This window comes from Paractinoplanes atraurantiacus, assembly GCF_900215205.1.
Classification (GTDB): domain Bacteria; phylum Actinomycetota; class Actinomycetes; order Mycobacteriales; family Micromonosporaceae; genus Actinoplanes; species Actinoplanes atraurantiacus.
Genome location: NZ_OBDY01000004.1, coordinates 315,645 through 336,631, shown reverse-complemented (window position 1 = coordinate 336,631; position 20,987 = coordinate 315,645). Strand labels below are relative to the sequence as shown.

At 69.0% G+C, this 20,987-nt stretch carries 19 protein-coding genes; 16 read left to right on the top strand and 3 right to left on the bottom strand.

Annotated features, from left to right (window positions below; translation table 11 throughout):
• The first annotated feature begins 66 nt into the window (after positions 1 to 66).
• The 14 genes from CRP55_RS13490 (at position 67) to CRP55_RS13425 (ending at position 16,081) form a co-directional block, all read left to right on the top strand.
• Positions 67 to 990 (top strand): ABC transporter ATP-binding protein, encoded by a 924-nt coding sequence (locus CRP55_RS13490; protein WP_245922965.1) that lies wholly within the window; start codon positions 67 to 69, stop codon positions 988 to 990.
• On the top strand, positions 990 to 1,739 hold the full coding sequence (locus CRP55_RS13485) for an ABC transporter permease (RefSeq protein WP_097320198.1): 750 nt from the start codon (positions 990 to 992) through the stop codon (positions 1,737 to 1,739). Before CRP55_RS13490 ends, CRP55_RS13485 begins: the two co-directional genes overlap by 1 nt.
• Before the next feature lies 1 nt (position 1,740).
• On the top strand, positions 1,741 to 2,538 hold the full coding sequence (locus tag CRP55_RS13480; RefSeq protein WP_097320197.1) for an ABC transporter permease: 798 nt from the start codon (positions 1,741 to 1,743) through the stop codon (positions 2,536 to 2,538).
• A 54-nt stretch (positions 2,539 to 2,592) separates the two neighbouring features.
• Entirely contained in the window at positions 2,593 to 3,096 is a 504-nt protein-coding gene (locus CRP55_RS13475; RefSeq protein ID WP_143234603.1) for a hypothetical protein, read from the top strand.
• A gap of 158 nt (positions 3,097 to 3,254) precedes the next feature.
• Positions 3,255 to 4,415, top strand: a complete 1,161-nt coding sequence (locus CRP55_RS13470) for a YihY/virulence factor BrkB family protein (protein ID WP_179855155.1) — start codon at positions 3,255 to 3,257, stop codon at positions 4,413 to 4,415.
• 207 nt (positions 4,416 to 4,622) lie between these two features.
• Positions 4,623 to 5,864 carry an ROK family transcriptional regulator gene (locus CRP55_RS13465; RefSeq protein ID WP_097320195.1) on the top strand — a complete coding sequence of 414 codons (1,242 nt, stop codon included), beginning with the start codon at positions 4,623 to 4,625 and terminating at the stop codon, positions 5,862 to 5,864.
• Positions 5,861 to 7,399, top strand: coding sequence for a sugar ABC transporter ATP-binding protein (locus CRP55_RS13460; RefSeq protein ID WP_097320194.1), 1,539 nt, complete (start codon positions 5,861 to 5,863; stop codon positions 7,397 to 7,399). Before CRP55_RS13465 ends, CRP55_RS13460 begins: the two co-directional genes overlap by 4 nt.
• The gene (locus CRP55_RS13455) at positions 7,396 to 8,412 is read left to right on the top strand and encodes an ABC transporter permease (protein ID WP_097320193.1); all 1,017 of its coding nucleotides are present in this window, start codon (positions 7,396 to 7,398) and stop codon (positions 8,410 to 8,412) included. Before CRP55_RS13460 ends, CRP55_RS13455 begins: the two co-directional genes overlap by 4 nt.
• 45 nt (positions 8,413 to 8,457) lie before the next feature.
• Positions 8,458 to 9,504 carry a substrate-binding domain-containing protein gene (locus tag CRP55_RS13450; protein WP_097320192.1) on the top strand — a complete coding sequence of 349 codons (1,047 nt, stop codon included), beginning with the start codon at positions 8,458 to 8,460 and terminating at the stop codon, positions 9,502 to 9,504.
• Between the two features lie 10 nt (positions 9,505 to 9,514).
• Positions 9,515 to 10,690, top strand: coding sequence for a Gfo/Idh/MocA family protein (locus CRP55_RS13445; protein ID WP_097320191.1), 1,176 nt, complete (start codon positions 9,515 to 9,517; stop codon positions 10,688 to 10,690).
• A 167-nt stretch (positions 10,691 to 10,857) separates the two neighbouring features.
• The gene (locus tag CRP55_RS13440) at positions 10,858 to 11,847 is read left to right on the top strand and encodes an endonuclease domain-containing protein (protein WP_245922964.1); all 990 of its coding nucleotides are present in this window, start codon (positions 10,858 to 10,860) and stop codon (positions 11,845 to 11,847) included.
• Positions 11,848 to 11,849: 2 nt separating this feature from the next.
• Positions 11,850 to 12,485, top strand: a complete 636-nt coding sequence (locus CRP55_RS13435; protein WP_097320190.1) for a hypothetical protein — start codon at positions 11,850 to 11,852, stop codon at positions 12,483 to 12,485.
• A complete protein-coding gene (locus CRP55_RS13430; protein ID WP_097320189.1) occupies positions 12,485 to 15,790 on the top strand; it encodes an ATP-binding protein in 3,306 nt (1,101 codons plus the stop codon). The genes CRP55_RS13435 and CRP55_RS13430 overlap by 1 nt, the downstream gene beginning before the upstream one ends.
• Positions 15,791 to 15,865: 75 nt before the next feature.
• Complete coding sequence (locus CRP55_RS13425; protein ID WP_097320188.1) at positions 15,866 to 16,081, top strand: hypothetical protein; 216 nt, start codon at positions 15,866 to 15,868, stop codon at positions 16,079 to 16,081.
• Positions 16,082 to 16,088: 7 nt separating this feature from the next.
• Here CRP55_RS13425 and CRP55_RS13420 read toward each other — a convergent pair whose 3' ends face one another.
• The gene (locus CRP55_RS13420) at positions 16,089 to 16,880 is read right to left on the bottom strand and encodes a glycoside hydrolase family 18 protein (protein WP_143234601.1); all 792 of its coding nucleotides are present in this window, start codon (positions 16,878 to 16,880) and stop codon (positions 16,089 to 16,091) included.
• Here CRP55_RS13420 and CRP55_RS13415 point away from each other — a divergent pair.
• Both CRP55_RS13415 and CRP55_RS13410 read left to right on the top strand, forming a co-directional pair.
• Entirely contained in the window at positions 16,855 to 17,292 is a 438-nt protein-coding gene (locus CRP55_RS13415; protein ID WP_143234599.1) for a hypothetical protein, read from the top strand. The genes CRP55_RS13420 and CRP55_RS13415 overlap by 26 nt on opposite strands.
• A gap of 109 nt (positions 17,293 to 17,401) precedes the next feature.
• Positions 17,402 to 19,582 carry a bifunctional polysaccharide deacetylase/glycosyltransferase family 2 protein gene (locus CRP55_RS13410; protein ID WP_097320185.1) on the top strand — a complete coding sequence of 727 codons (2,181 nt, stop codon included), beginning with the start codon at positions 17,402 to 17,404 and terminating at the stop codon, positions 19,580 to 19,582.
• Between the two features lie 23 nt (positions 19,583 to 19,605).
• On the opposite strand, the gene CRP55_RS13405 is transcribed toward CRP55_RS13410, so the two are convergent.
• Entirely contained in the window at positions 19,606 to 20,313 is a 708-nt protein-coding gene (locus CRP55_RS13405; RefSeq protein ID WP_143234597.1) for a beta/alpha barrel domain-containing protein, read from the bottom strand.
• Positions 20,303 to 20,875, bottom strand: coding sequence for a hypothetical protein (locus tag CRP55_RS13400; protein WP_143234595.1), 573 nt, complete (start codon positions 20,873 to 20,875; stop codon positions 20,303 to 20,305). Before CRP55_RS13400 ends, CRP55_RS13405 begins: the two co-directional genes overlap by 11 nt.
• Positions 20,876 to 20,987 lie beyond the last annotated feature (112 nt).

The window sequence follows — 20,987 nt, the reverse complement described above, 5'->3', positions numbered from 1 at the left end:
CCGAAACCACCCACACATCAACCACAAGAGCCGTTTTTGTCGTACCCCCGTCCTAGGGTCCTGTGCGTGGCATCACTTATTCGCGCGCGTGGCCTGATCAAGCGGTTCGGCGACTTCACGGCGGTCGACGGCATCGACGTCGACGTGCGCCGGGGGGAGGCGTTCGGCTTCCTCGGGCCCAACGGGGCGGGCAAGAGCTCCACCATGCGCATGATCGGCTGTGTGTCGCCGCCGAGCGGGGGAGTGCTCGAGATCCTGGGGCTCGACCCGGTGCGCGACGGGCCGGCCATCCGGGCCAAGCTGGGCGTCTGCCCGCAGCTCGACAACCTCGACATCGAGCTGACCGTGCGGGAAAACCTGACCACCTATGCCCGCTTCTTCGGTATCGCGCGCAAGGTGGCCCGCCGCCGCGCCGATGAGCTGCTCGAGTTCGTTCAGCTCACCGAGCGCGCCGACAGCAAGGTGGAGCCGCTGTCGGGCGGCATGAAACGCCGGTTGACCATCGCGCGGGCGCTGGTCAACGAGCCCGAGATCGTGCTGCTCGACGAGCCGACGACCGGCCTCGACCCGCAGGCCCGCCATCTGGTGTGGGAGAGGCTGTTCCGGCTCAAGCAGCAGGGCGTGACGCTGGTGCTGACCACCCATTACATGGACGAGGCCGAGCAGCTCTGCGACCGTCTCGTCGTCATGGACGGTGGCCGCATCGCGGCTGAGGGGTCGCCGCGCGAGCTCATCGAGCGTTATTCGACGCGTGAGGTGGTGGAGCTGCGCTTCAACGCCGAGTCTCAGGAGCCCTATGCGTCGAAGCTCGAAGGCGTCGGCGAGCGGCTCGAGGTGCTGCCCGACCGCGTCCTGCTTTATGTGGCCGACGGTGACGAGGCGGTGGCCGAGGTTCACCGGCGTTCGCTGAGCCCGGCCAGCGTGCTGGTGCGCCGCAGCAGCCTCGAGGACGTCTTCCTGCGTCTCACCGGACGGACGCTGGTCGAGTGATGCTGGCCGTCCTCGAATATCACCTGGTCAACTACCGCCGTACGTGGCGGGGGAGCGCGCTGTCGTCGCTGGTGCTGCCGCTGCTGACGATGCTGGGCTTCGGCGTGGGCGTGGGGTCGTACGTGGCCGGCGGCGTCGACGGTGTGTCATATCTCGACTGGATCGTGCCCGGCCTGATCGCCTCGACCGCGATGCAGACGGCGATCGGCGAGTCGACGTGGCCGGTGCTGAGCGCCTTCGAGTGGCTGAAGACCTATTTCGCGCAGGCGGCGGCGCCGCTGCGGGTTGCCGACATCCTCGGCGGCCACCTGGCCTTCATGCTGTTCCGGGTGCTGATCAGCGCGGTCGCCTTCCTGGCGATCGCGCTGGCCTTCGGCACGCTGCACTCGTGGTGGTCGCCGGTGGCCCTGATCGTGGCCATGCTGGTCGGCCTGTCGGTGGCGGCGCCGACGGCCGCCTACGCGGCGACCATCAGCAGCGACAGCTATCTGGCGATTCTGCTGCGGTTCGCGGTCCTGCCGATGTCGCTGTTCTCGGGCGTGTTCTTCCCGGTGGAGTCGCTGCCGGTGGTGTTGCGCTGGATCGCGTACGCGCTGCCGCTCTGGCACGGCGTCGACCTGTCGCGCGACGCCACGCTCGGCTTGGACCCGGGATGGCTGGGCCTGGTGCACGCGGCCTATCTGATCGCCTGGTGCGCCGCCGGCTGCTGGCTGGCGCATCGGCGCTACCGCCGAAGGCTGGTGATCTGAGATGGTGACGCGGCTCTTGGTGTCCTCGGGGATGGGCCGCCGGTCCGTGTCGGTCACCGAGCGGAATGTGGCGACGCTGCGCTCGGCCTACTGGATCGTCATGGTGTCCGGCTTCCTGGAACCGGTGCTCTACCTCTTCTCGATCGGTGTGGGCGTCGGCGGCCTCATCGGCGACATCACGCTGCCTGGCGGCGAGGTGGTCGGCTACGCGGCGTTCGTGGCGCCGGCGATGCTGGCCGCGTCGGCGATGACCGGGGCGCTGTCCGAGACCACCTTCAACTTCTTCGGGAAGATGAAGTTCATGCGGCTGTACGAGGGGATCCTCGCCACGCCGGTCCGCCCCATCGAGATCGCGCTGGGTGAGTTGCTGTGGGCGATGGTCCGCGGCGCTCTCTACTCGGCCGCCTTCCTGGTGATCATGGTGGTGCTCGATCTGACCACCTGGCCGCGGGCGCTGGCCATGTTCCCGGCGACGATCCTGGTCGGGTTCGCGTTCGGCGCGCTCGGCATGACCGTCTCGACGCTGATCCGCAGCTGGCAGGACTTCGACCTGATCGCCTCGGGCCAGTTCGCCCTGTTCCTGTTCTCCGGCACTTTCGTCCCACTCGCCGCCTACCCGGCGGTGCTGCGCTGGCTGGTCGAGATCACTCCGCTCTACCGCTCGGTCCACCTGATCCGCGCCTTGAGCACCGGCACCGCCGGCTGGCCCCAGCTCCTCGACGTCCTGTACCTGCTGGCCCTGCTCACCGTGGGCCTGACCATCGCCGGCCGCCGCATGTCCCGCCTGCTTTGCAAATGACGATCATCTATGACTATGGTGTCGGCGGGCGGTGGATGATCTCTGGGAGATTCCATGCGGAAAACGCTGCGCCGGCTCCTCCGGCAAGCCCTCGCCGTTCTCAGTGTCGGTGCCGCTGTGCTGGTGACCTTGGCGGTCCCGGCTCAGGCGGTGCCGAATCCATCGGCTCACAATTGTGGCAGTTATGGAAGCGGCGGGATGCCGGGCCGCCTCCAGCTCTGCACCGTCATTCAGACGACGTATCTCCCTGCGCCCGCTTACGCGCACGTCCGCTTCGACATGCGCGTTTCGATCGGACCGGCGGCGACCTCCGCCGATCACTGCATCATGACCGGGTGGGTGAGCGTGCGGGGTTTCGGCGAGAGCAAGTGGGATACGCCGCGCGAAATCCGTGGGTGTGACCCGGCCATCGGCACCAACATCGAATACAAGACCCGGATTCTGGACACCGACAGCGCCGGCAGGTTTTTCACGGCGCACGGGTGTCTGACCTTGACCTGGGATGACAGCGACTATTACTGGCAGGAGTGTTTCAGCGGCGACAGCGTCTCGCCCTGAGTCCCGGCTTCGCGGTAACGGCCGGCCGTGAATGATTGCGCTGGGGCAAGTTCCTGTCGGGTGAAGGTGGTTAGGGCACCTCGGTGGCGGGCATCACTGTTGCAGGTCGCGCACGGCGGCCGTGCGCTACAGCGATGCCCGCGCCTGGAGGTACGGCGATGAAGCTTTTTCACAAGCATGATGAGGAGACGGCGACGGCCGCCTCTGTGAAGGACGGGCACGGCGAGGCCGCCAACGCGCGGGCCGGGCGGGACGACCCCGAGTCGGCGTCGGCGCGCCGCAAGGGTGCCCACGACTACGACGTCGCCACCACGCGGACCGGTGAGGACCGGGACAACGACCTCAGCGCGGTGCCGCCGGAGGCCGGGCCGGACAGCCCGGCCGAGCTCAAGGGCAAGGGCATCTTCGCCGCCGTCAAGCGCACCTTCAAGCAGTTCTCCGAGGACAACATCTCCGACTGGGCGGCCGCGCTCACCTACTACGGCGTGCTGTCGATCTTCCCGGGGGCCCTGGTGCTGGTGTCGATCCTCGGCATGCTGAGCAGCGACGGCAAGGCCACCGTGACACAGACGATCGACGACATCTCCGGTGGGAACGACCAGATCAAGGAGCTCGCCGACACCGTTCTCAGCCAGGTCGGCAGCACCGGGAAGGCCGGCTTCGCCGCGATCATCGGTCTTCTCCTGGCCTTCTGGTCGGCCTCCGGCTACATCGCCGCCTTCATGCGGGCCTCCAACGCCGTCTACGACGTGCCCGAGGGCCGGCCGATCTGGAAGACCCTGCCGATCCGGGTCGGCGTCACCGCCGTCATCGGCCTGATGCTGATCATCTCGGCTTTCATCGTCGTGTTCACCGGCGACGTGGCGCGGGTGGTCGGCGAGAAGATCGGTCTGGGCGACGCCGCCGTGATGACCTGGAACATCGCCAAGTGGCCGGTGCTGGTGCTGCTGGTCAGCCTGATGTTCGCCATCCTCTACTGGGCCTCGCCCAACGCCAAGACCGGCGGCTTCCGCTGGGTCAGCCCGGGCGGCATCTTCGCCGTCGTGCTGTGGCTGGTCGCCTCCGGCGCCTTCGCGATCTACCTGGGCAACTTCGCCAACTACGACAAGACCTACGGCGCCCTGGGCGGTGTCATCGCCTTCCTGGTCTGGCTGTGGATCTCGAACATCGCGATCCTGCTCGGCGCCGAGCTCGACGCCGAGCTGGAGCGGGGCCGGGCCATCGCCGCCGGTCACGACCCTTCCGACGAGCCTTTCCTCGAGCTGCGCGACGACCGCAAGCTCAAGAAGGGCAGCGAACAGGGCCTCAGCAGCAGTTGATCTTGGGGGAGCGAAGCGGAAGGAACGGAGCGCCGGGCACGAAAGCCCGGCGCTTTTTCCTGTCCCGGAGCGGATCACTTTTGCTCATATAGACAAAAGTTAGGAATGATCTTCGAGAAGGTATGGACTCCCGAGGCGGAACGGGCCTACTGTGACGGGCACAACACCGCACGGTTACCGCGGTGTGAAGCGCCCCCGGAGGTCTCCGTGCACCTGTCCGATGCTCCCCACCTGCGCATTCTGCGCCTGCTGCGCGATGAGGGACCAGTGTCCCGCGCGGAGCTGGGGGATCGTCTGGAGCTCACCCGCCCGCGCCTGCTGGCCGAGGTCGAGCGGCTCGTCGCGGCCGGCCTGATCGCCGAGGCCGGCATGGCCGCCTCGCGCGGCGGGCGCCGCTCCACCCTGGTCGAGCTGCACCCGCGGCTGCGGTTCGCGGCGGTCGACCTGGGCGCCAGCTCCATCGACATCGAGGTCACGAACGGCCGTCTCGAGCCGGTCGCGCTCTATCAGGAGGCGGCCGACATCCGCTCGGGGCCGCGGGTCATCCTCCAGCGGGTGGGCGAGCTGCTCGCCAAGGCGAAGACCGACGGCGCCTTCGACCGGCTCGACGCGGTCGGCATCGGCGTGCCGGGCCCGGTCAGCTTCCGCGACGGCGTGCCCGTCTCCCCGCCGATCATGCCGGGCTGGGACCGCTACCCCGTGCGCGAGTTCCTCGCCCGCGAGCACGGCTGCCCGGCCGTGGTCGACAACGACGTGAACATCATGGCGATCGGCGAGCGTCACGGCGGCGTCGCCCACTCGGTCGACGACTTCCTCTTCGTCAAGATCGGCACGGGTATCGGCTGCGGCATACACCTGAGCGGCACCGTCTACCGCGGGGTGGACGGCTGCGCCGGCGACATCGGGCACATCCAGGTCGACCCGAACGGTCCGGTCTGCTCCTGCGGCAACACCGGCTGCCTCGAGGCGCTGTTCAGCGGCGCCGCCCTGGCCCGCGACGCGCTCGCCGCCGCCCGCTCCGGCGAGTCGCCCGCGCTGGCCGAGCGCCTCGCCGCCTATCAGGCCGCGGCCCGCCGCGCCGCCGAGACCGAGGGGGCCGACTACGAAGCCCTCGAGGAACGCATCACCATCACCGCCCGCGACGTCGCGGACGGCGCTGCCGAGGGTGATGTCACCTGCATCCGATTGATAAGAGAGGGCGGCCGCCGCGTCGGCGGGGTCCTCGCCACCCTGGTGTCCTTCAGCAACCCTTCGATGATCGTCATCGGCGGCGGCCTGGCCCAGCTGGGTCATGTGCTGCTCGCCGAGATCCGCAGTGTGGTCTACCGCCGGTCGCTGCCCCTGGCCACCGGCAACCTACCCGTCGTCCTCAGCGAGCTGGGCAGCCGAGCCGGTGTCACCGGCGCCGCGGTGCTGGCCAGCGACACGGCATTCGAGCAGGCCTCATGACGATTCCCGCACCACGCGAATCCTCCGAAGACGTCGTCCTCCGACTCACCGATGTGGTCAAGACCTTCCCCGGCGTGCGCGCGCTCGACGGCGTGCAACTCGAGGTCCGGGCGGGCGAGGTGCACTGCCTCCTGGGGCAGAACGGCGCCGGCAAGTCCACATTGATCAAGACCCTGGCCGGCGTCCACCACGCCGACGGCGGCGAGATCACCTGGCTCGGCGAGCCGTTCGCCCCGGCCACCCCGCAGGCCGCCATGCGCGCCGGTATCGCCACCATCTATCAGGAGCTCGACCTCGTCGACGACCTGTCGATCGCCGAGAACGCGTTCCTGGGCCACGAGCAGACCCGGTTCGGCTTCACCAAGCGGCGCTCCACCGCGTCCCGGACCAAAGAGATCCTGACCCGGCTCGGGCACGGCGAGATCCCGCCGCGGCAGGCCGTGCGCAGCCTTCCGGCGGCCGGCAAGCAGATCGTCAGCATGGCCCGCGCGCTGTCGCACGACGCCAAGCTGATCGTCATGGACGAGCCCAGCGCCGTGCTCGCTCATGACGAGGTGGAAAACCTGTTCCGGATCATCCGCGAGCTCACCGCCGAGAACATCGCGGTCATCTACATCTCGCACCGGCTCGAGGAGATCCGCGAGATCGGCGACCGGGTGACAGTGCTCAAGGACGGCCGCACGACCGCGGCCAACCTTCCGGCGCGCACCACGCCGACCCGCGACCTGGTCAGCAAGATGACGGGCCGGACCATCGAGTACGTCTTCCCGCCGCGCCGCACGCTGGAGGAGAAGCCGCCGTTGCTGGTGGTCGACGGCCTCACCCGGGAGCACGAGTTCGCCGACGTGAGCCTGACCGTGGCCCCCGGCGAGATCGTCGGCATCGCCGGCCTGGTCGGTTCCGGCCGCTCCGAACTGCTGGAGACCATCTTCGGCGCCCGCCGACCCGACAGCGGCACGATCACCCTGGACGGCAAGCGCATCCGGTCGCTGGGCACCGCCGTACGCAAGGGAATGGGAATGGCCCCCGAGGAGCGCAAGAGTCAGGCGCTGCTCCTCGACGAGCCGATCTACAAGAACATGACGCTCTCGTCGTTCTCCGGGTTCGCCCGGGCCGGCTTCACCGACGCGGCCGGCGAGCGCAAGGCGGCCGAGCGCACGGCCGACCAGCTGGAGCTGCGGCCGCGCGACGTGATGCGCCCGGTGCGCACGCTCTCCGGCGGCAACCAGCAGAAGGTCGTCGTCGGCCGGTGGCTGCTCGGCGACACCCGGCTGCTGCTGCTCGACGAGCCGACCCGCGGTGTCGACGTCGGCGCCCGGGCCGAGCTCTACCAGGTCATCCAGGGCCTGGCCGAGAACGGCGTGGGCGTGCTGCTCGTCTCGAGCGAAGTGCCCGAGGTGCTCGGCCTGTCCGACCGGGTGCTGGTCATGCGCGAGGGCCGGATGATCCGTGAGGCGCCGGCCGACCAGATCGATGAGGACACCGTGCTCGACCTCGTGATGGCGGGGTCGTTGATGGAGGGAGAGCCAGCATGATCACCGAAACTGCGCCTCCCGAGGTGCAAAAACGCTCGCAACGCCGGCACATCGACGACAACGTCATCCGCAACCTCGGCCTGGTCGGGGTCCTGATCCTGCTGATCGTCGTCGGCATCATCACCAAGCCCGATCTCTACAGCGACCCGACCTGGGTCAAGAACAACTTCCTGACGATCCTGCAGCAGGCGTCGGCGATCGGCGTGGTCACGGTCGGCATGACCTTCGTGATCATCGGCGGCGGCATCGACCTCTCGGTCGGCGCGATCATCGCCCTGGCCGGGGTGTGGGCGACCACGCTGGCGACGCAGAGCTACGGCGCGGCCGGCATGATCTTCACCGCGCTCGTGGTGGGCATCTGCGTCGGGCTCGTCAACGGCGTGCTCATCTCGTACGGCAAATTGGTGCCCTTCATCGCGACCCTCGCGATGCTCGTCGCCGCCCGCGGTCTCGCGGCTCAGATCTCGGGCAAGCAGACCCAGGTGTCGGCCAACACCACGATCAACGACATCGCCAGTACGAAACTGCTCGGCATCCCGCTGCTGGTGTGGATCCTGGCGCTGGTCGTGGCGGCCGGCTGGGTGCTGCTCAACCGCACCACGTTCGGCCGCCGTACGGTCGCGGTCGGCGGCAACCCCGAGGCGGCCCGGCTGGCCGGCATCAACATCAAGAGGCACACCCTTCTGCTGTACGCCCTGTCGGGGCTCTGCTGCGGCATCGCCGCCATCATGTTGACGTCCCAGGCGACCAGTGCTCAGGCCGCCATGGCGAACCTGTACGAGCTCGACGCGATCGCCGCCGCGATCATCGGCGGCACGCTGCTCAGTGGCGGTCGCGGCACCATCATCGGCGCCCTCTTCGGGGTGCTGGTGTTCTCCACGATCACGAACCTGTTCGCGATCAACAATCTCTCCACCGAGGTTCAGAACATGGTCAAGGGCGGGATCATCGTGCTCGCCGTCCTGATCCAGCAGTTCCGTTTCCGCTCCGTCACGCAACTCCTCAAGCGCTGATCTTTCGCCCGGTCCGCTCTTCCGGGTTCCCCCTTGGGAGGATTCATGTCCGCTTTGTCCCGTAGGCGCGTTCTGTTCGGCGGTGCTGCCGTCGGTGCTGGAGCGCTTCTCACCGCGTGCACAAGCAACACCCCCGAGAACAACGCCCAGGTGAACACCAACACCGACGCGTCGGCCAACCCCAACGCCGCCCCCGGCCAAAAGGTGGTCATCGGGTTCTCCGCGCCGGCCGCCGACCACGGCTGGATCGCGGCGATCACCAACAACGCCAAGGCGCAGGCCGCCGCGTACCCTGACGTCGAGTTCAAGCCGGTCGAGGCCGGCGCCGACGCCGCCGCCCAGCGGGCCGCCATCTCCACGCTGATCTCGCAGAAGCCCACCGTCATCGTGATGCTTCCGCACGACGGCAAGGAGCTGAACTCGGCCGGCATCGAGGCCATGGCCGCCGGCATCCCGGTGATCAACCTCGACCGCGCGTTCCCGTCCATGGCGGCCTACCGGCTGCAGATCAAGGGCGACAACTTCGGCATGGGCCTGGCCGCCGGCAACTACATCGCCCAGCAGCTCAAGGCCAAGGGCGTCAGCGCACCGATCATCGGGGAGATCCCCGGCATCGACTCGCTCGAGCTGACCCAGGAACGCTCGGAGGGCTTCAAGAACGCCCTCGCCGCGCACGGCTTCAAGGTCGCCAACCGCCGCCCGGCCGAGTTCACGGCCGACAGCGGCCAGGCCGCCGCCACCGCGCTGCTGCAGGCGCTGCCCAAGATGGACGCCCTGTGGAACCACGACGACGACCAGGGCATCGGCGTGCTGGCCGCGATCAAGCAGGCCAACCGCAGCGAGTTCTTCATGGTCGGCGGCGCCGGATCCAAGCAGGCGATCGACGCCATCTCGGCCGACAACAGCGTGCTCAAGGCGACGGTCACCTACAGCCCGTCCATGGCCTCGTCGGCGATCACGCTGGCCCGGCTCATCGGGCAGGGCAAGGGTATGAGCGACCTGGTCGAGCTGCAGGTGCCCAAGGAGATCACGCTCGCCTCGGAGACGATCACCAAGGACAACGCTTCGCAGTACGCGAAGCTCGGTTTCTAAGGGGTTGTAGATGTCGGAACAGCTGCGGGTCGGCATGGTCGGCTACGCGTTCATGGGGGCCGCGCACTCGCAAGCGTGGCGCACGGTCAACCATGCGTTCGACCTGCCGCTGTCGGCACGGATGACCGCGGTGGCCGGCCGCTCCTCCGGCGCGGTGGCGGCCGCCGCGGCCAAGCTCGGCTGGGCCGAGCACACCACCGACTGGCGGTCGCTGATCGACCGGGACGACATCGATCTGATCGACATCTGCACGCCGGGCGACACCCATCGCGAGATCGCGCTGGCCGCGCTCGCCGCCGGCAAGCACGTCCTGTGCGAGAAACCCCTGGCCAACACGGTGGCCGAGGCCCAGGAGATGGCCGCCGCGGCGGCGAACGCCCGTGGCGTGTTCGCCATGTGCGGTTTCAACTACCGGCGTGTGCCGGCGGTCGCGCTCATGCGTGAGCTCGTCACCGCCGGCCGCATCGGCAAGCTGCACCACGTGCGGGCGACGTATCTGCAGGACTGGATCGTCGACCCGGAGTTCCCGCTGGTGTGGCGCCTGCAGAAGGACGTGGCCGGATCGGGGGCACTGGGTGACATCGGCGCGCACATCGTCGACCTCACCCAGTTCGTCACCGGCCAGTCGATCGCCGCGGTGTCGGCCCTGACCGAGACGTTCGTCAAGTCCCGGCCGCTGCCGTCGGCGTCGGCCGGGCTGTCCGCCTCCGGCAGTTCGTCGTACGGCGAGGTCACCGTCGACGACGCGGCGCTGTTCCTGGCCCGGCTCGACGGCGGGGCGGTGGCCACGTACGAGGCGACCCGCTTCGCCACCGGCCGCAAGAACGCGCTGCGGGTGGAGCTCAACGGCTCGCTCGGCTCGCTGGTCTTCGACTTCGAGCGGATGAACGAGCTCAGTTTCTACGACGGCGCGCTGCCGCCGGAGGAGCAGGGCTTCAGCACGATCCTGGTCACCGAGCCCAACCACCCGTACATGTCGGCGTGGTGGCCGGCCGGCCACGGCATCGGCTACGAGCACACCTTCACCCACGAGGTCCGCGACCTGATCGAGGCGATCGCCACGGGCACCCAGCCCACACCGTCGTTCGCCGACGCGTTGCAGGTCCAGCTGGTGCTCGACGCGGTCTCCCGGTCGGCCGAGTCGTCCCAGTGGTGCGAGGTGAAACCGGCCCTGGAGCCGGTCTGACCGATCTGGTCGTCCGCCGCGGATCGGCGAGGGATGGTGCGGTTGCGCCCCGCACCAGCCGATCCGCGGCGGAGCCACGCCGGCTCCGGAATCCGACGAATGGCCATCTTTGGGAGCGCCGCTGCCCTATGGCGTCTGTCCACGGTGTTTCGTAGCCTTCTCCAGCGATGACCACCACTCACCAACTCGACGGCGTGCCGGCCGATCGGGTCGTCGAGGTCCGTGGTGCGCGGGCCGACGACCTCGCCCGCTCCGTCGCCGAGCACAGCGCCGGCCTCGCCGCGGTGGTGACGCGCCCCGGCGCGGGCTGGTCGACCCCTCGTGAGTTCGCCGGCGCGATGCTGGACGACCTCGAACACGTCGCCGTTCAGCTGCTTCCCGCATGGCTGCCGGACGCCTCCGACATCAGCCGGACCGACCTCGGTGGCGTGGCCGCGATCCGGATGATGGCCGCGGCCCGGGCTTCGCGGGCCCACTACAGCCGCTCGTTCCTGATCGATCTGGCCGTTTTGGCCGCGACCGGACATCGGGACGGCGACCGCGGCGTGCCCGCCCGTGCGCGTGTCACCCAGCTCGCCCGCCTGGTCGCGGAGGCCTTCGGGCGCACCCGTTGTGTCCTGCTGGTGCCCGTTCCCGCGGAGGTGACCGCGGAGCAGCGCGACGCGATCGTGGCCGGCGGCGAGTGGCTCACCCACAATGCCAAGGTCGCCGTCTGGCTGCTGGGCACATCGGCGCTCCACGCCGACCGGGTGCCGGTCGTGACAGTGGACGGCCTCCCGCCTGGGCGCCCGGCGCCGATCGGCAAGCCTCATCCGGCCAGCGCTGTCGAGTCGGCCCTGGAGGCCGCACTCGCCGCGCAGAGCTGGGCCACCGGCCGGCGCTGGAACCACACCTACCGGTCGACCGCGCTCAGCGCGCCGATCCGGCTCGATCTCCTCTGGCCCGACGAGCGATGCGTCGTCGAGCTGGACGGCCCGGAGCATTGCCACCCGGTGCGCTTCGAGGCCGACCGGCAGCGTGACGTCCAATTGCAACTCGACGGCTACGCCGTCCTCCGGTTCACCAACGCACGGGTCGTCCACGACGTGGGCGCTGTCGTGCACCAGATCGGCACCTACCTCCAGGGCCGGCGGCGCGAAACAGTGAAAGGACCATGACCATGGCCGGCGACGACCTCTCTCCCGCCGAGAACGCCATCTTGATCGTTCTCATGGCGGAGGCGCGGGAGATCCTCAACACCGAGCTCACAGCGGTGTACGGCCTCGACGTGCGCAAGCCGAGCCGGGACAAGCTGGGCCGCAAGCAGTACGTGGCCAGCCGCAAGAGCGGGCGCACCTACGCGCTGCAACTCGACGACAAGGGATGGGTGCACGTCCAGGAGGAGCTGAACTTCCGGTCGAACGGCTCCACCGCGCAGGCCGCGGCCGTGTCGGCCGTCCTGACGAGCTTGCGTGACCGTGTCCTCGACCGCAGCGGGTGCGAGTCCTTCGCCGAACTCTTCGCGCTGAGCGACGTGCGCGGTCCCGCGAGCGTCCCGGACCTTCGTAGGCGGATCATCGGCACCTACGACGCCCTCAAGGACGAGCCGCGGGGCTGGGTCAGCCTCACCCGCCTGCGGCTGTGCTTCGCCGACGTGCCGCGCGCCGCCCTGGACGACGCTCTTCGCCAGGTCAGCCGCGAGCCCGGCGTCACCCTGGCCCCGCAGTCGAACCAGAAGGTGCTGACCGAGGCCGACCACGATGCGGCCCTGCACATCGGTGGTCAGGACAAGCACGTCCTCTCGATGGGTGTGTGATGGAGGAGCGCGAGCGCGCCGCCCTGGCCGCGCTGAGGTTCAACTGGGCCCCGGTACCCGACGACGTCTGGCGGCCCATGCCGTTCCACGTCGACGGCCTGCACACGACGGTGGCCCGCGACGTGCTCGACGGGGTGTCGGACGCTCGGGCCAGCGACGGCGGCAGCCCGATCGGCCTCGTGGTGCAGGGGCAACGCGGTTCCGGGAAGACACATCTGCTCGGCTGGGTCCGGCAGCAGGTGCAGGAGCAGGAGGGCTATTTCTTCCTGGTCGGGCTTCTCGACGCGGCCGGGTTCTGGGACAGCGTGCTGGCCGCGATGCTGGACGGCCTTTCCCGTACGGTCCCGGGCAGTGAGCAGACGCAGTCGGTGCTCCTGCTGCGGCGGCTGTCGGCGATGGTCGGCGCCCCGCGCACGGCGCGCCGGGCCGTCATGGGCGAGACCGAGCTGACCCGGCCCTCCCTGGACGCGTTCATCGAAGGCTTGGGCGCCTTCGACCGGCAGGTGGCCCGGGCCAGTCAGGACACCGCGCGGGCGCTCGCGCTCAGTGCCTCGGAGGACGTCGGTCATCGCGACCTGGCCGAGAACTACTTCCTCTCCGGCGAGGAGTCCGAGCCGGGTGAGCGCGCGGAGTGGGGCATGCGCCGGGCGCCGCGGCGGGCCCAGCAGATCGTGCAGGACCTGTCGTGGCTCCTGGCGCTGACCGGCCCGTCGGTGATCGCCATCGACCAGATCGACACCCTGATCGCGCAGAGTTCGATCGCCGCCGGCTCCTGGGCGCAGAAGGCAGCGCAGGTCAGTCCCGAACAGGCCCTCATGCTGAGCCAGATCGCCGAGGGACTGATGGCGCTGCGGCAGTTCACCCGCCGCACGCTCACCGTCGTGGCCTGCATCCCGGACTCCTGGGCGACCATCAAAGCGATGGCCTCCGACACGGTCGCCGACCGGTTCCGCCTGGCGCCGCCGCTCGAGGTCATCAAGGACGACGTGCTGGCGCGGGCGATCATCGAGAAGAGGTTCACCGTCCGGTACGGGGAGGCGGGGTTCGTCCCTCCCTATCCCTCGTGGCCGGTCCGGCCGGAGGCCTTCACCTCCGCCGGTGACTACACCCCGCGGCAGCTGCTGATCGAGATCGACACCCACATCCGTGAGTGCATCGGCGACGACGAGGTCCGCGAGCTCGACCGGCTCGGCACGCCCCCGGCGGCCGAGACGCACGAGCCGCGCCCGGTCGCACCGGACGTGACGATGGGCGAGATGGAGAGGTTCGACGCCCGCTTCGCCGAGCTCAGGAAGAACGCGGACGTCGTCACCCCGCTCGAGAAGACGGGCGAGGACGGCACCGTGCCGCAGCTGCTCGCGGCCGGGCTCACGGCGTGGATCCTCGAACGGGGCGACGCCGGCGAGGCGTTCTCGGTCGATCCGCCGCCGAGCACCAACCCGCCCCTGCACGCCCGGCTGCGGTTCACGCTGGACGAAAGCACCGAGGACCAGGTCCATTGGTGTTTCCGGGCGATCAGCGACGGTCATCACGCCAACGCCGCGCTGTCCCGGCTGCGCAAGGCGGCGATGGCGACCGGCCTGGACAGTCGCGTGCCCAAGCGCAAGCTGTTCCTGCTGCGCAACGGCGGCTGGTCGGGCCCGGCGACGCTGCGGGCTCTGGACAGCCTGCGCGCCGAGGGCGGGCGAGTTCTCACCTTCGACACCGAGGATCTGCGGGTGCTCTCGGCGCTGCACGTCATGCTTGCCGAGGAGAGCATCGACCTCCAATCCTGGCTGGCCGATCGCCGGCCGACCAAGGAAATCCGCCTGATAAACGAGGCTTTGTCCGACACCGACGGCGGTTGGCAGGGTGAGGCTCCGTCTGTAGGGCGCGCGCTGTCGCCAACGCCGGCCCTCTCCTCACCGGCGTCGGCTTCGCCTCCGCCCGCCTCGCTATCACCCGTTTTGTCCGCGCCTGCTGCGCCCGGGCCGGTTGCGCCCGGGCCCGCGGTGCCCGCGCCCATTGCTCTCCCGTCCGTTTTGTCGGGGCCGAGCGAGTCCTTCACTATTGGGCACGGGTATGACTCGCAGGCGCCCGCGTCGCTCGGGCTGGCTTCGCTTCGTAAGCACATGACGATCTTCGCGGGGTCCGGGTCGGGCAAGACCGTGCTGATCCGCCGGATCGTCGAGGAGTGTGCTCTGCAGGGCGTCTCCAGCATCGTCCTCGATCCGAACAACGACCTGGCCCGGCTCGGCGAAGGCTGGCCCGAACCACCACCGCAGTGGCGAGCCGACGACCCAGCCAAGGCGGCCGACTACCTGGCCAACACGGACGTCGTCGTCTGGACGCCGCGGCGGATGTCGGGCCGGCCCCTCAGCTTCCAGCCGCTGCCGGACTTCCGCGGTGTGGTGGACGACCCGGACGAGTTCGACGAAGCTGTGGACGCCGCCGTCGCCTCGCTCGCGCCGCGGGCGATGGTGGCCGGGCGCGCCACCAAGGCCCATCTGGGACTCGCCGTTCTCCGCAAGGCGGTCGAGCATTACGGCCGGCGCGGTGGCACCGGGCTCAAGGGACTGATCGACACCCTGCACACCTTCCCGGACGGGATCATCGACCTGGAGGGCGCCGACAAGATCGCGCTCGGCCTGGCCCAGACCCTCACCGCGGCCATGGTCAACGACCCGTTGTTCGGCGGTGAGGGCACCCCGATGGACCCGGGAACCCTGCTCACGCCGGCCCCCGGCAAACGCGCCCGGGTCTCGGTCATCAGCCTGATCGGGCTGCCGTCGGACGAGACCAGGCAGAGCTTCGTCAACCAGTTGCAGATGGCCCTGTTCGCCTGGATCAAGAGGAATCCCGCGGGCGACCGCCCACTGCTCGGCCTGCTCGTCATGGACGAGGCGCAGACCTTCGCGCCGTCCGGGGCCATGACAGCCTGCACCCAGAGCACACTGGCCCTGGCCGCGCAGGCCCGCAAGTACGGCCTCGGGCTGATCTTCGCCACCCAGGCGCCGAAGGGCCTGCACAACCGGATCCCCGGCAACGCGGCGACGCAGCTCTACGGCCTGCTGAACAGTCCGATCCAGATCGAGGCGGCCCGGGACATGGCCAAGGCCAAGGGCGGCGACGTCCCGGACGTGTCTCGCCTGACCGTCGGCGAGTTCTACTTGGCGGCCGAGGGCCAGGCTCCCGCCAAGATCCGAACGCCCCTGTCGCTGAGCCACCACCCGCACAGCCCGCTGACCGTCGAGGAGGTCTTACAGGCAGCCCGCCGAGCTGGGCAGACACAGAACGTTCGAGGACCAGACATAGGTTCCCCCTAGAAACGGCTCCTACTTTGCTGGGCGATGGCGGGTCCGCTACCTGGGACCCGCCCGCGCTCGGAGGGAACCACGATCATGATTTACGCGTCGGCACGGCTGCACGAGAACGATGGCGCCAAGGTCTTCGTGGATGCGACGGGGCGGCGCAAGAGGCTGCTCGTGATGTCGGGCGTGGCGGCCGCGCTGGCGGCGGTCGTCTACATCGGCGTGGTGGCGATGAGCGTGGTGCAGGCGCCGTCGGCGGATCTGCCGACCAAGGGAACGATCTCCACGCCCGCCTCCGAACGCTGACCGGGTGTCACTTCCCGTAGCCGGAGAACAGGGACGTGAAGGCGTAGTCGCTCTGGGTGATGCCGCTGCAGGTGCCGCTCAGGCTGCCCGCCGTGCACTTGCCGTTGTCGCGGTTGATCGACCAGAACCTGATGAACGCCAGGTTCTTCTGCTCGGCGTACGTCAGCAAGGTCTTGGCATCGGCGACGGTCGTGACCGGGCCGGTGTCGTTGACCCCGATCATCGGGGTGATGCCGAGCATCGCGTAGAGCTGGGCGCTGGTGCGGCCGGTCCAGATCGCCTTCAGGTCGGCGTGCACGGCCTCGGTGGCGGCGATCATCGCGGCGCCCCAGCCGCCGCTCGCGTCGAAGTTCATGATCATCGGGTTGACGGTGACCTCGACGCCGGCGTTCCTGGCGCTGCGCAGCAGGGCGATGCTCTTGTCGGTGAGCCCGGCCGTCATGCCGCCGACCGGCACGGTCAGGCTGATCGCGGTGCCACGCGCGGCTTGCAGGGCTTTCAGCGCCGCGGCCACGGTCGCCGGCGCGACGGTCTGCTCGATGTCGACGTCGAGGGCGTTGCTTCCGGTCGCGTCGAGGGCTTGGGCGTACGCCTTCGCGAGCTGGGCGGAAGTGCAGACGCTTTCGAGGTACGTCCCGGTGGCGCCACCGCTGGAGACGACGACCTTGCCGCCGAGTGCGGTGATCTTCTTGACCGCCGCCTGGACGGTGCTGTCGGTCAGTGCTTTCGTGCCGCCCCAGGTGGGCGTGCAGGCCGTCGTGCTCTTGGCCAGGATGAAGGCCAGGGAGAAATCGGTCATTCCGGTTTTGGCGGAAATGGTGGCGATGTCGGTGGTCGGGCTGGTGACATCGATGTACGGCGCCACGGCCGGGGTCTTCCTCTGGACGGCGGCCGTCGGCGACGCGCCGATCGCGGCGGCGCCCGATGCGGACGAGCCGGTTCCGGCCGCGCCCGATGCTGCTGCGCTGCCTTCGGTGGCGCCCGATGTGGACGAACTTGCGCCGGCGGCTGCGGATGCCGACGTGAGGGCGGTCGCGGACGGGTTGGGGGCGACCGCGGTGGTCGTGGTGGCGATGGGGCTCGCGTCGGCCGCGTCGCTCGCCTTGCAACCGGCGGCGAGCATCAGCGCGGCCGCGGTGAGGCAGGCCAACGAGCGGCGTTTCGGATTCATGCCCGAGATCTTGGCATTTATCCCTGTGATCGACGCCTAACTATCCGCATTAAGCCGCTTAAATCGGACCGGCGGGGCGGGCGCGCTATTCGCCGCGAATCGGACGTAGAGCGTACGTAATCAATCGCTTTTTGCGGTTTAAGTCACAAATGGAAAGGCTGGTCGTGACCGTCTACACCTCTCGTAAGCCACCACCGCCGGCGCCGGAGCCGGCCCCGGAGCCGGTCAAGCGCCGCCTCCGCGTGCCGGAGCCGCGCTGGATCGTCTTCGCCGTGGTGGTGAGCCTGTTCGCCAGCATGCTGCTGGTCAACGGCCTGGTGACGGGCGAGTTCACCCAGGACGGCGCGGCCGAGTCGACCGCCGAGACCGGCCAGGTGCCGGCCGCGGCCCTCGACGGCGGCCCGATCATCCAGACCGACGGCACCACCACGAAGACCGTCAGCGCGCCCAGCAAGCAGATCGTGCTGACCTTCGACGACGGCCCCGACCCGCAGTACACGCCGGAGATCCTCAAGGTGCTGGCCCGGTATCACGTGCCCGGCACGTTCTTCATGATCGGCTCGGAGATCGCCAAGTACCCCGATCTCGTACGGCAGGTCAAGAACGAGGGCCACGAGATCGGCATCCACACGTTCACCCACCCGGAGATGTCGACCAAGAACGAGTGGCGCCGCACCGTCGAGATGCGGGAGACCCAACTCGCCCTGGCCGGCGCGGCCGGCGTCTCCAGCGTGATCTTCCGGCCGCCGTACTCGTCGACCGTCGACGCGCTCGACAACACCAACTGGTCCGTCATCCAGGACATGGGGGAGCGCGGCTACCTCACCGTCGTCAACAACCTCGACAGCCGCGACTGGGAACCCTCGGTCAGCATCGACGACATCATCAAGGCGGTCACCCCCGACGGCGACGACGGCGCCATCCTGCTCTTCCACGACGGCGGAGGAGACCGGTCCCGTACGGCGTCGGCCCTGGCCACCGTCATCCCCGAGCTCATCAAGATGGGCTACAGCTTCACCACGGTCGCCAAGGTGACCGGCATGTCCACGGTCAACCCGGCCGCCCCGGTCGACTCGAGGATCCTCGGCGGCGGCATCGTGCTGGCGGTCCGGATCGCCCAGCTCGTCACCCACTGGTTCACCTGGCTGCTGGTGGTCTTCGGCGTCCTGACGATCGCCCGCCTCGTGCTGATGCTGACCCTGGGCCGGCGCCACGTCCGCCGTCGCCGTCGCCCCCGTCGCTACGACAAACCGGTGACGGTGGTCGTACCCGCGTACAACGAAAAAGAATGCATAGCCGACACCGTCCGATCGCTCGCCGCCAGCACCCACCCGATCCGCGTCATCGTCGTCGACGACGGCTCGACGGACGGCACGGCCGAGATCGCCGACGGCCTCGGCTTCCCGAACGTGACAGTGATCTGGCAACCCAACTCCGGCAAACCGGCCGCCCTGAACACCGGCATAGCCGCCGCCGGCACCGACGTCGTGGTGATGATGGACGGCGACACCGTCTTCGAGCCGGACACCGTACGCCACCTGGTCCAGCCGTTCGCCGACGAGTCGATCGGCGCGGTCGCCGGCAACGCGAAGGTCGCCAACCGCAAGGGCATGATCGCCCTCTGGCAGCACATCGAATACGTGGTCGGCTTCGGCATCGACCGCCGCGCCTACGACGAGATGCGCTGCATGGCCACGGTCCCCGGGGCGATCGGCGCCTTCCGCCGCACCGCGCTGAAGCAGGTGAACGGCCTCAGCGACGACACGCTGGCCGAGGACACCGACTTGACGATCGCCATCATCCGGGCCGGCTGGCGCGTGGTCTACGAGGAGAAGGCGCGGGCCTGGACCGAAGCACCGACAACCATCCGCCAGCTGTGGCGCCAGCGTTACCGATGGAGCTACGGCACCATGCAGGCGATGTGGAAACACCGCCGCGCCCTGATCGAACGGGGCCCGGGCGGCAAGTTCGGCCGGCGAGGCCTGATCAACCTGGCCCTGTTCCAGACCCTGATGCCCCTGCTGTCCCCGCTGATCGACGTCTTCCTGATCTACGGCCTGATCTTCCTGGACCCCGCCGAGACCCTGATCGCCTGGTTCGCCATGCTGGCCGTGCAGATGGCGAGCACGGTCTACGCCTTCCGCCTGGACAAGGAGTCCCTGAAACCGATCTGGGCCGTGCCGCTGCAACAGTTCGTCTACCGCCAGCTCATGTACCTGGTCCTGATCCAGTCCACGCTGGCCGCCCTGGGCGGCATCCGCCTGGGCTGGCAGAAACTCCAGCGGGCCGGCGGCTTGAGCGCCCTGCTGGGCGCCCGCTCCCGCCCTTGACATCACACGAGGCCGCGCCCTTCTCAGGCTCGCGGCCTCGCTTGCAGAACCTTCAGGCTTTGGTTGTACGAGTGTGAGTGCACCCCGGACCGCGTAGCGCCATCCCCAATCGTCACGGCGAACCCCCGGACCTCCGGAAGCGCCGCCGAGATCTCCCCGATGTTGTCCACGGTGAAGTCGAGCCCTATCAGCAACGGCCGATCCCGAGCGAACGCGTTCAGATCGGCGACCTGAAACTCCTCGGGAAATTCCGGCGACCGATCGCGCAGGAACGCCCACGAGTCCCGATACTCCGGCAACAGATCGACCTGGAAGAACTCCACATCAAGCTGCGGTGTCGCATCGTGCAGGTCGAACACCCATTCGGGCGCGTCATCGTGCGCGATCTCGATCCCGCCGTAGACGATGCCGACCCCGATCTCCCGCAGGGCCCCCCGAACGGCGAGCGGCGGAATCCGCCCGGCGATCGGCTGCACGGAACGCACCTCGGCCATCCGAACGATGTCTAGAACGCGCCCCGGATCGTCGAGCAAGTCCATCATCACAACAACCTCGGCCTGCCGAACCGCCGCCGCGATCGAGGCGACCTCCTCGGCCCGGACATAGCGCCCGTCGTCGAACCGGGGATCACGATCGATCGCCACCCCGATCAGGTCGGCCCCCAGCCGGTCGACCTCGACGGCCTCTTCCACCGAACGCACCCGATCGATCTTGAACAGCTTATTCGTCATAGCGAACCACTTTCCCGCCCAGCTCATCGGCGCCACGGAAGTTCCCCGGAACGACCCAGGTCTTGCCCGCCGTACTCGTCGAGATCTTCCAATATGGGGAACCCTCGGGCGTGTGGCGGCCACCGCCGGGATGTACCTGGATGTTAGTGATCTCGGGGTGGTTGTGGATGCGTACCTGCACGGCGTTGCCGGAAGTGCCCCTTCTCTGGGTTCGCACGGTGCTGGCCGGAAACCCGGCCGCGGTGAAATGGTCGGCGATGTCCTCCGCCGAGCGTCCGACCAGCGAGCGGGGATTCTCGGTGATGTTGTCGACGAATGCCCGTGCCGCCGTGGGATCGATGCCCGCGGTCTCGATCGCCGCCGAATCGTCGGGGCCGGATCGGCGTTCGCCGGAGCCGGCCCGGCCTTGCGCCGCCTTGGCCGCGAGGTGCTCCTCGGCAGCGGATACGTTGTCGGGGTCGCCGCCCCGGCCGTGCGGCGTTGGCCCGTCGTTGTCGTCCGGTCCTTTCCGTTTTGGCATGGAGCTTGCTCCTCGTGGCGGGCGTGGGATTGGCCCGGCCATGCAATAACGCGAAAGGCGCGTTATGGCCGTTCGTTGCTCGGAGGTCGCGCTTTATGGCGGGTTCTGCGTGGGCTTTGGCGGGGAGTGGCTGATCCCGTACCTCTGCGGTGTG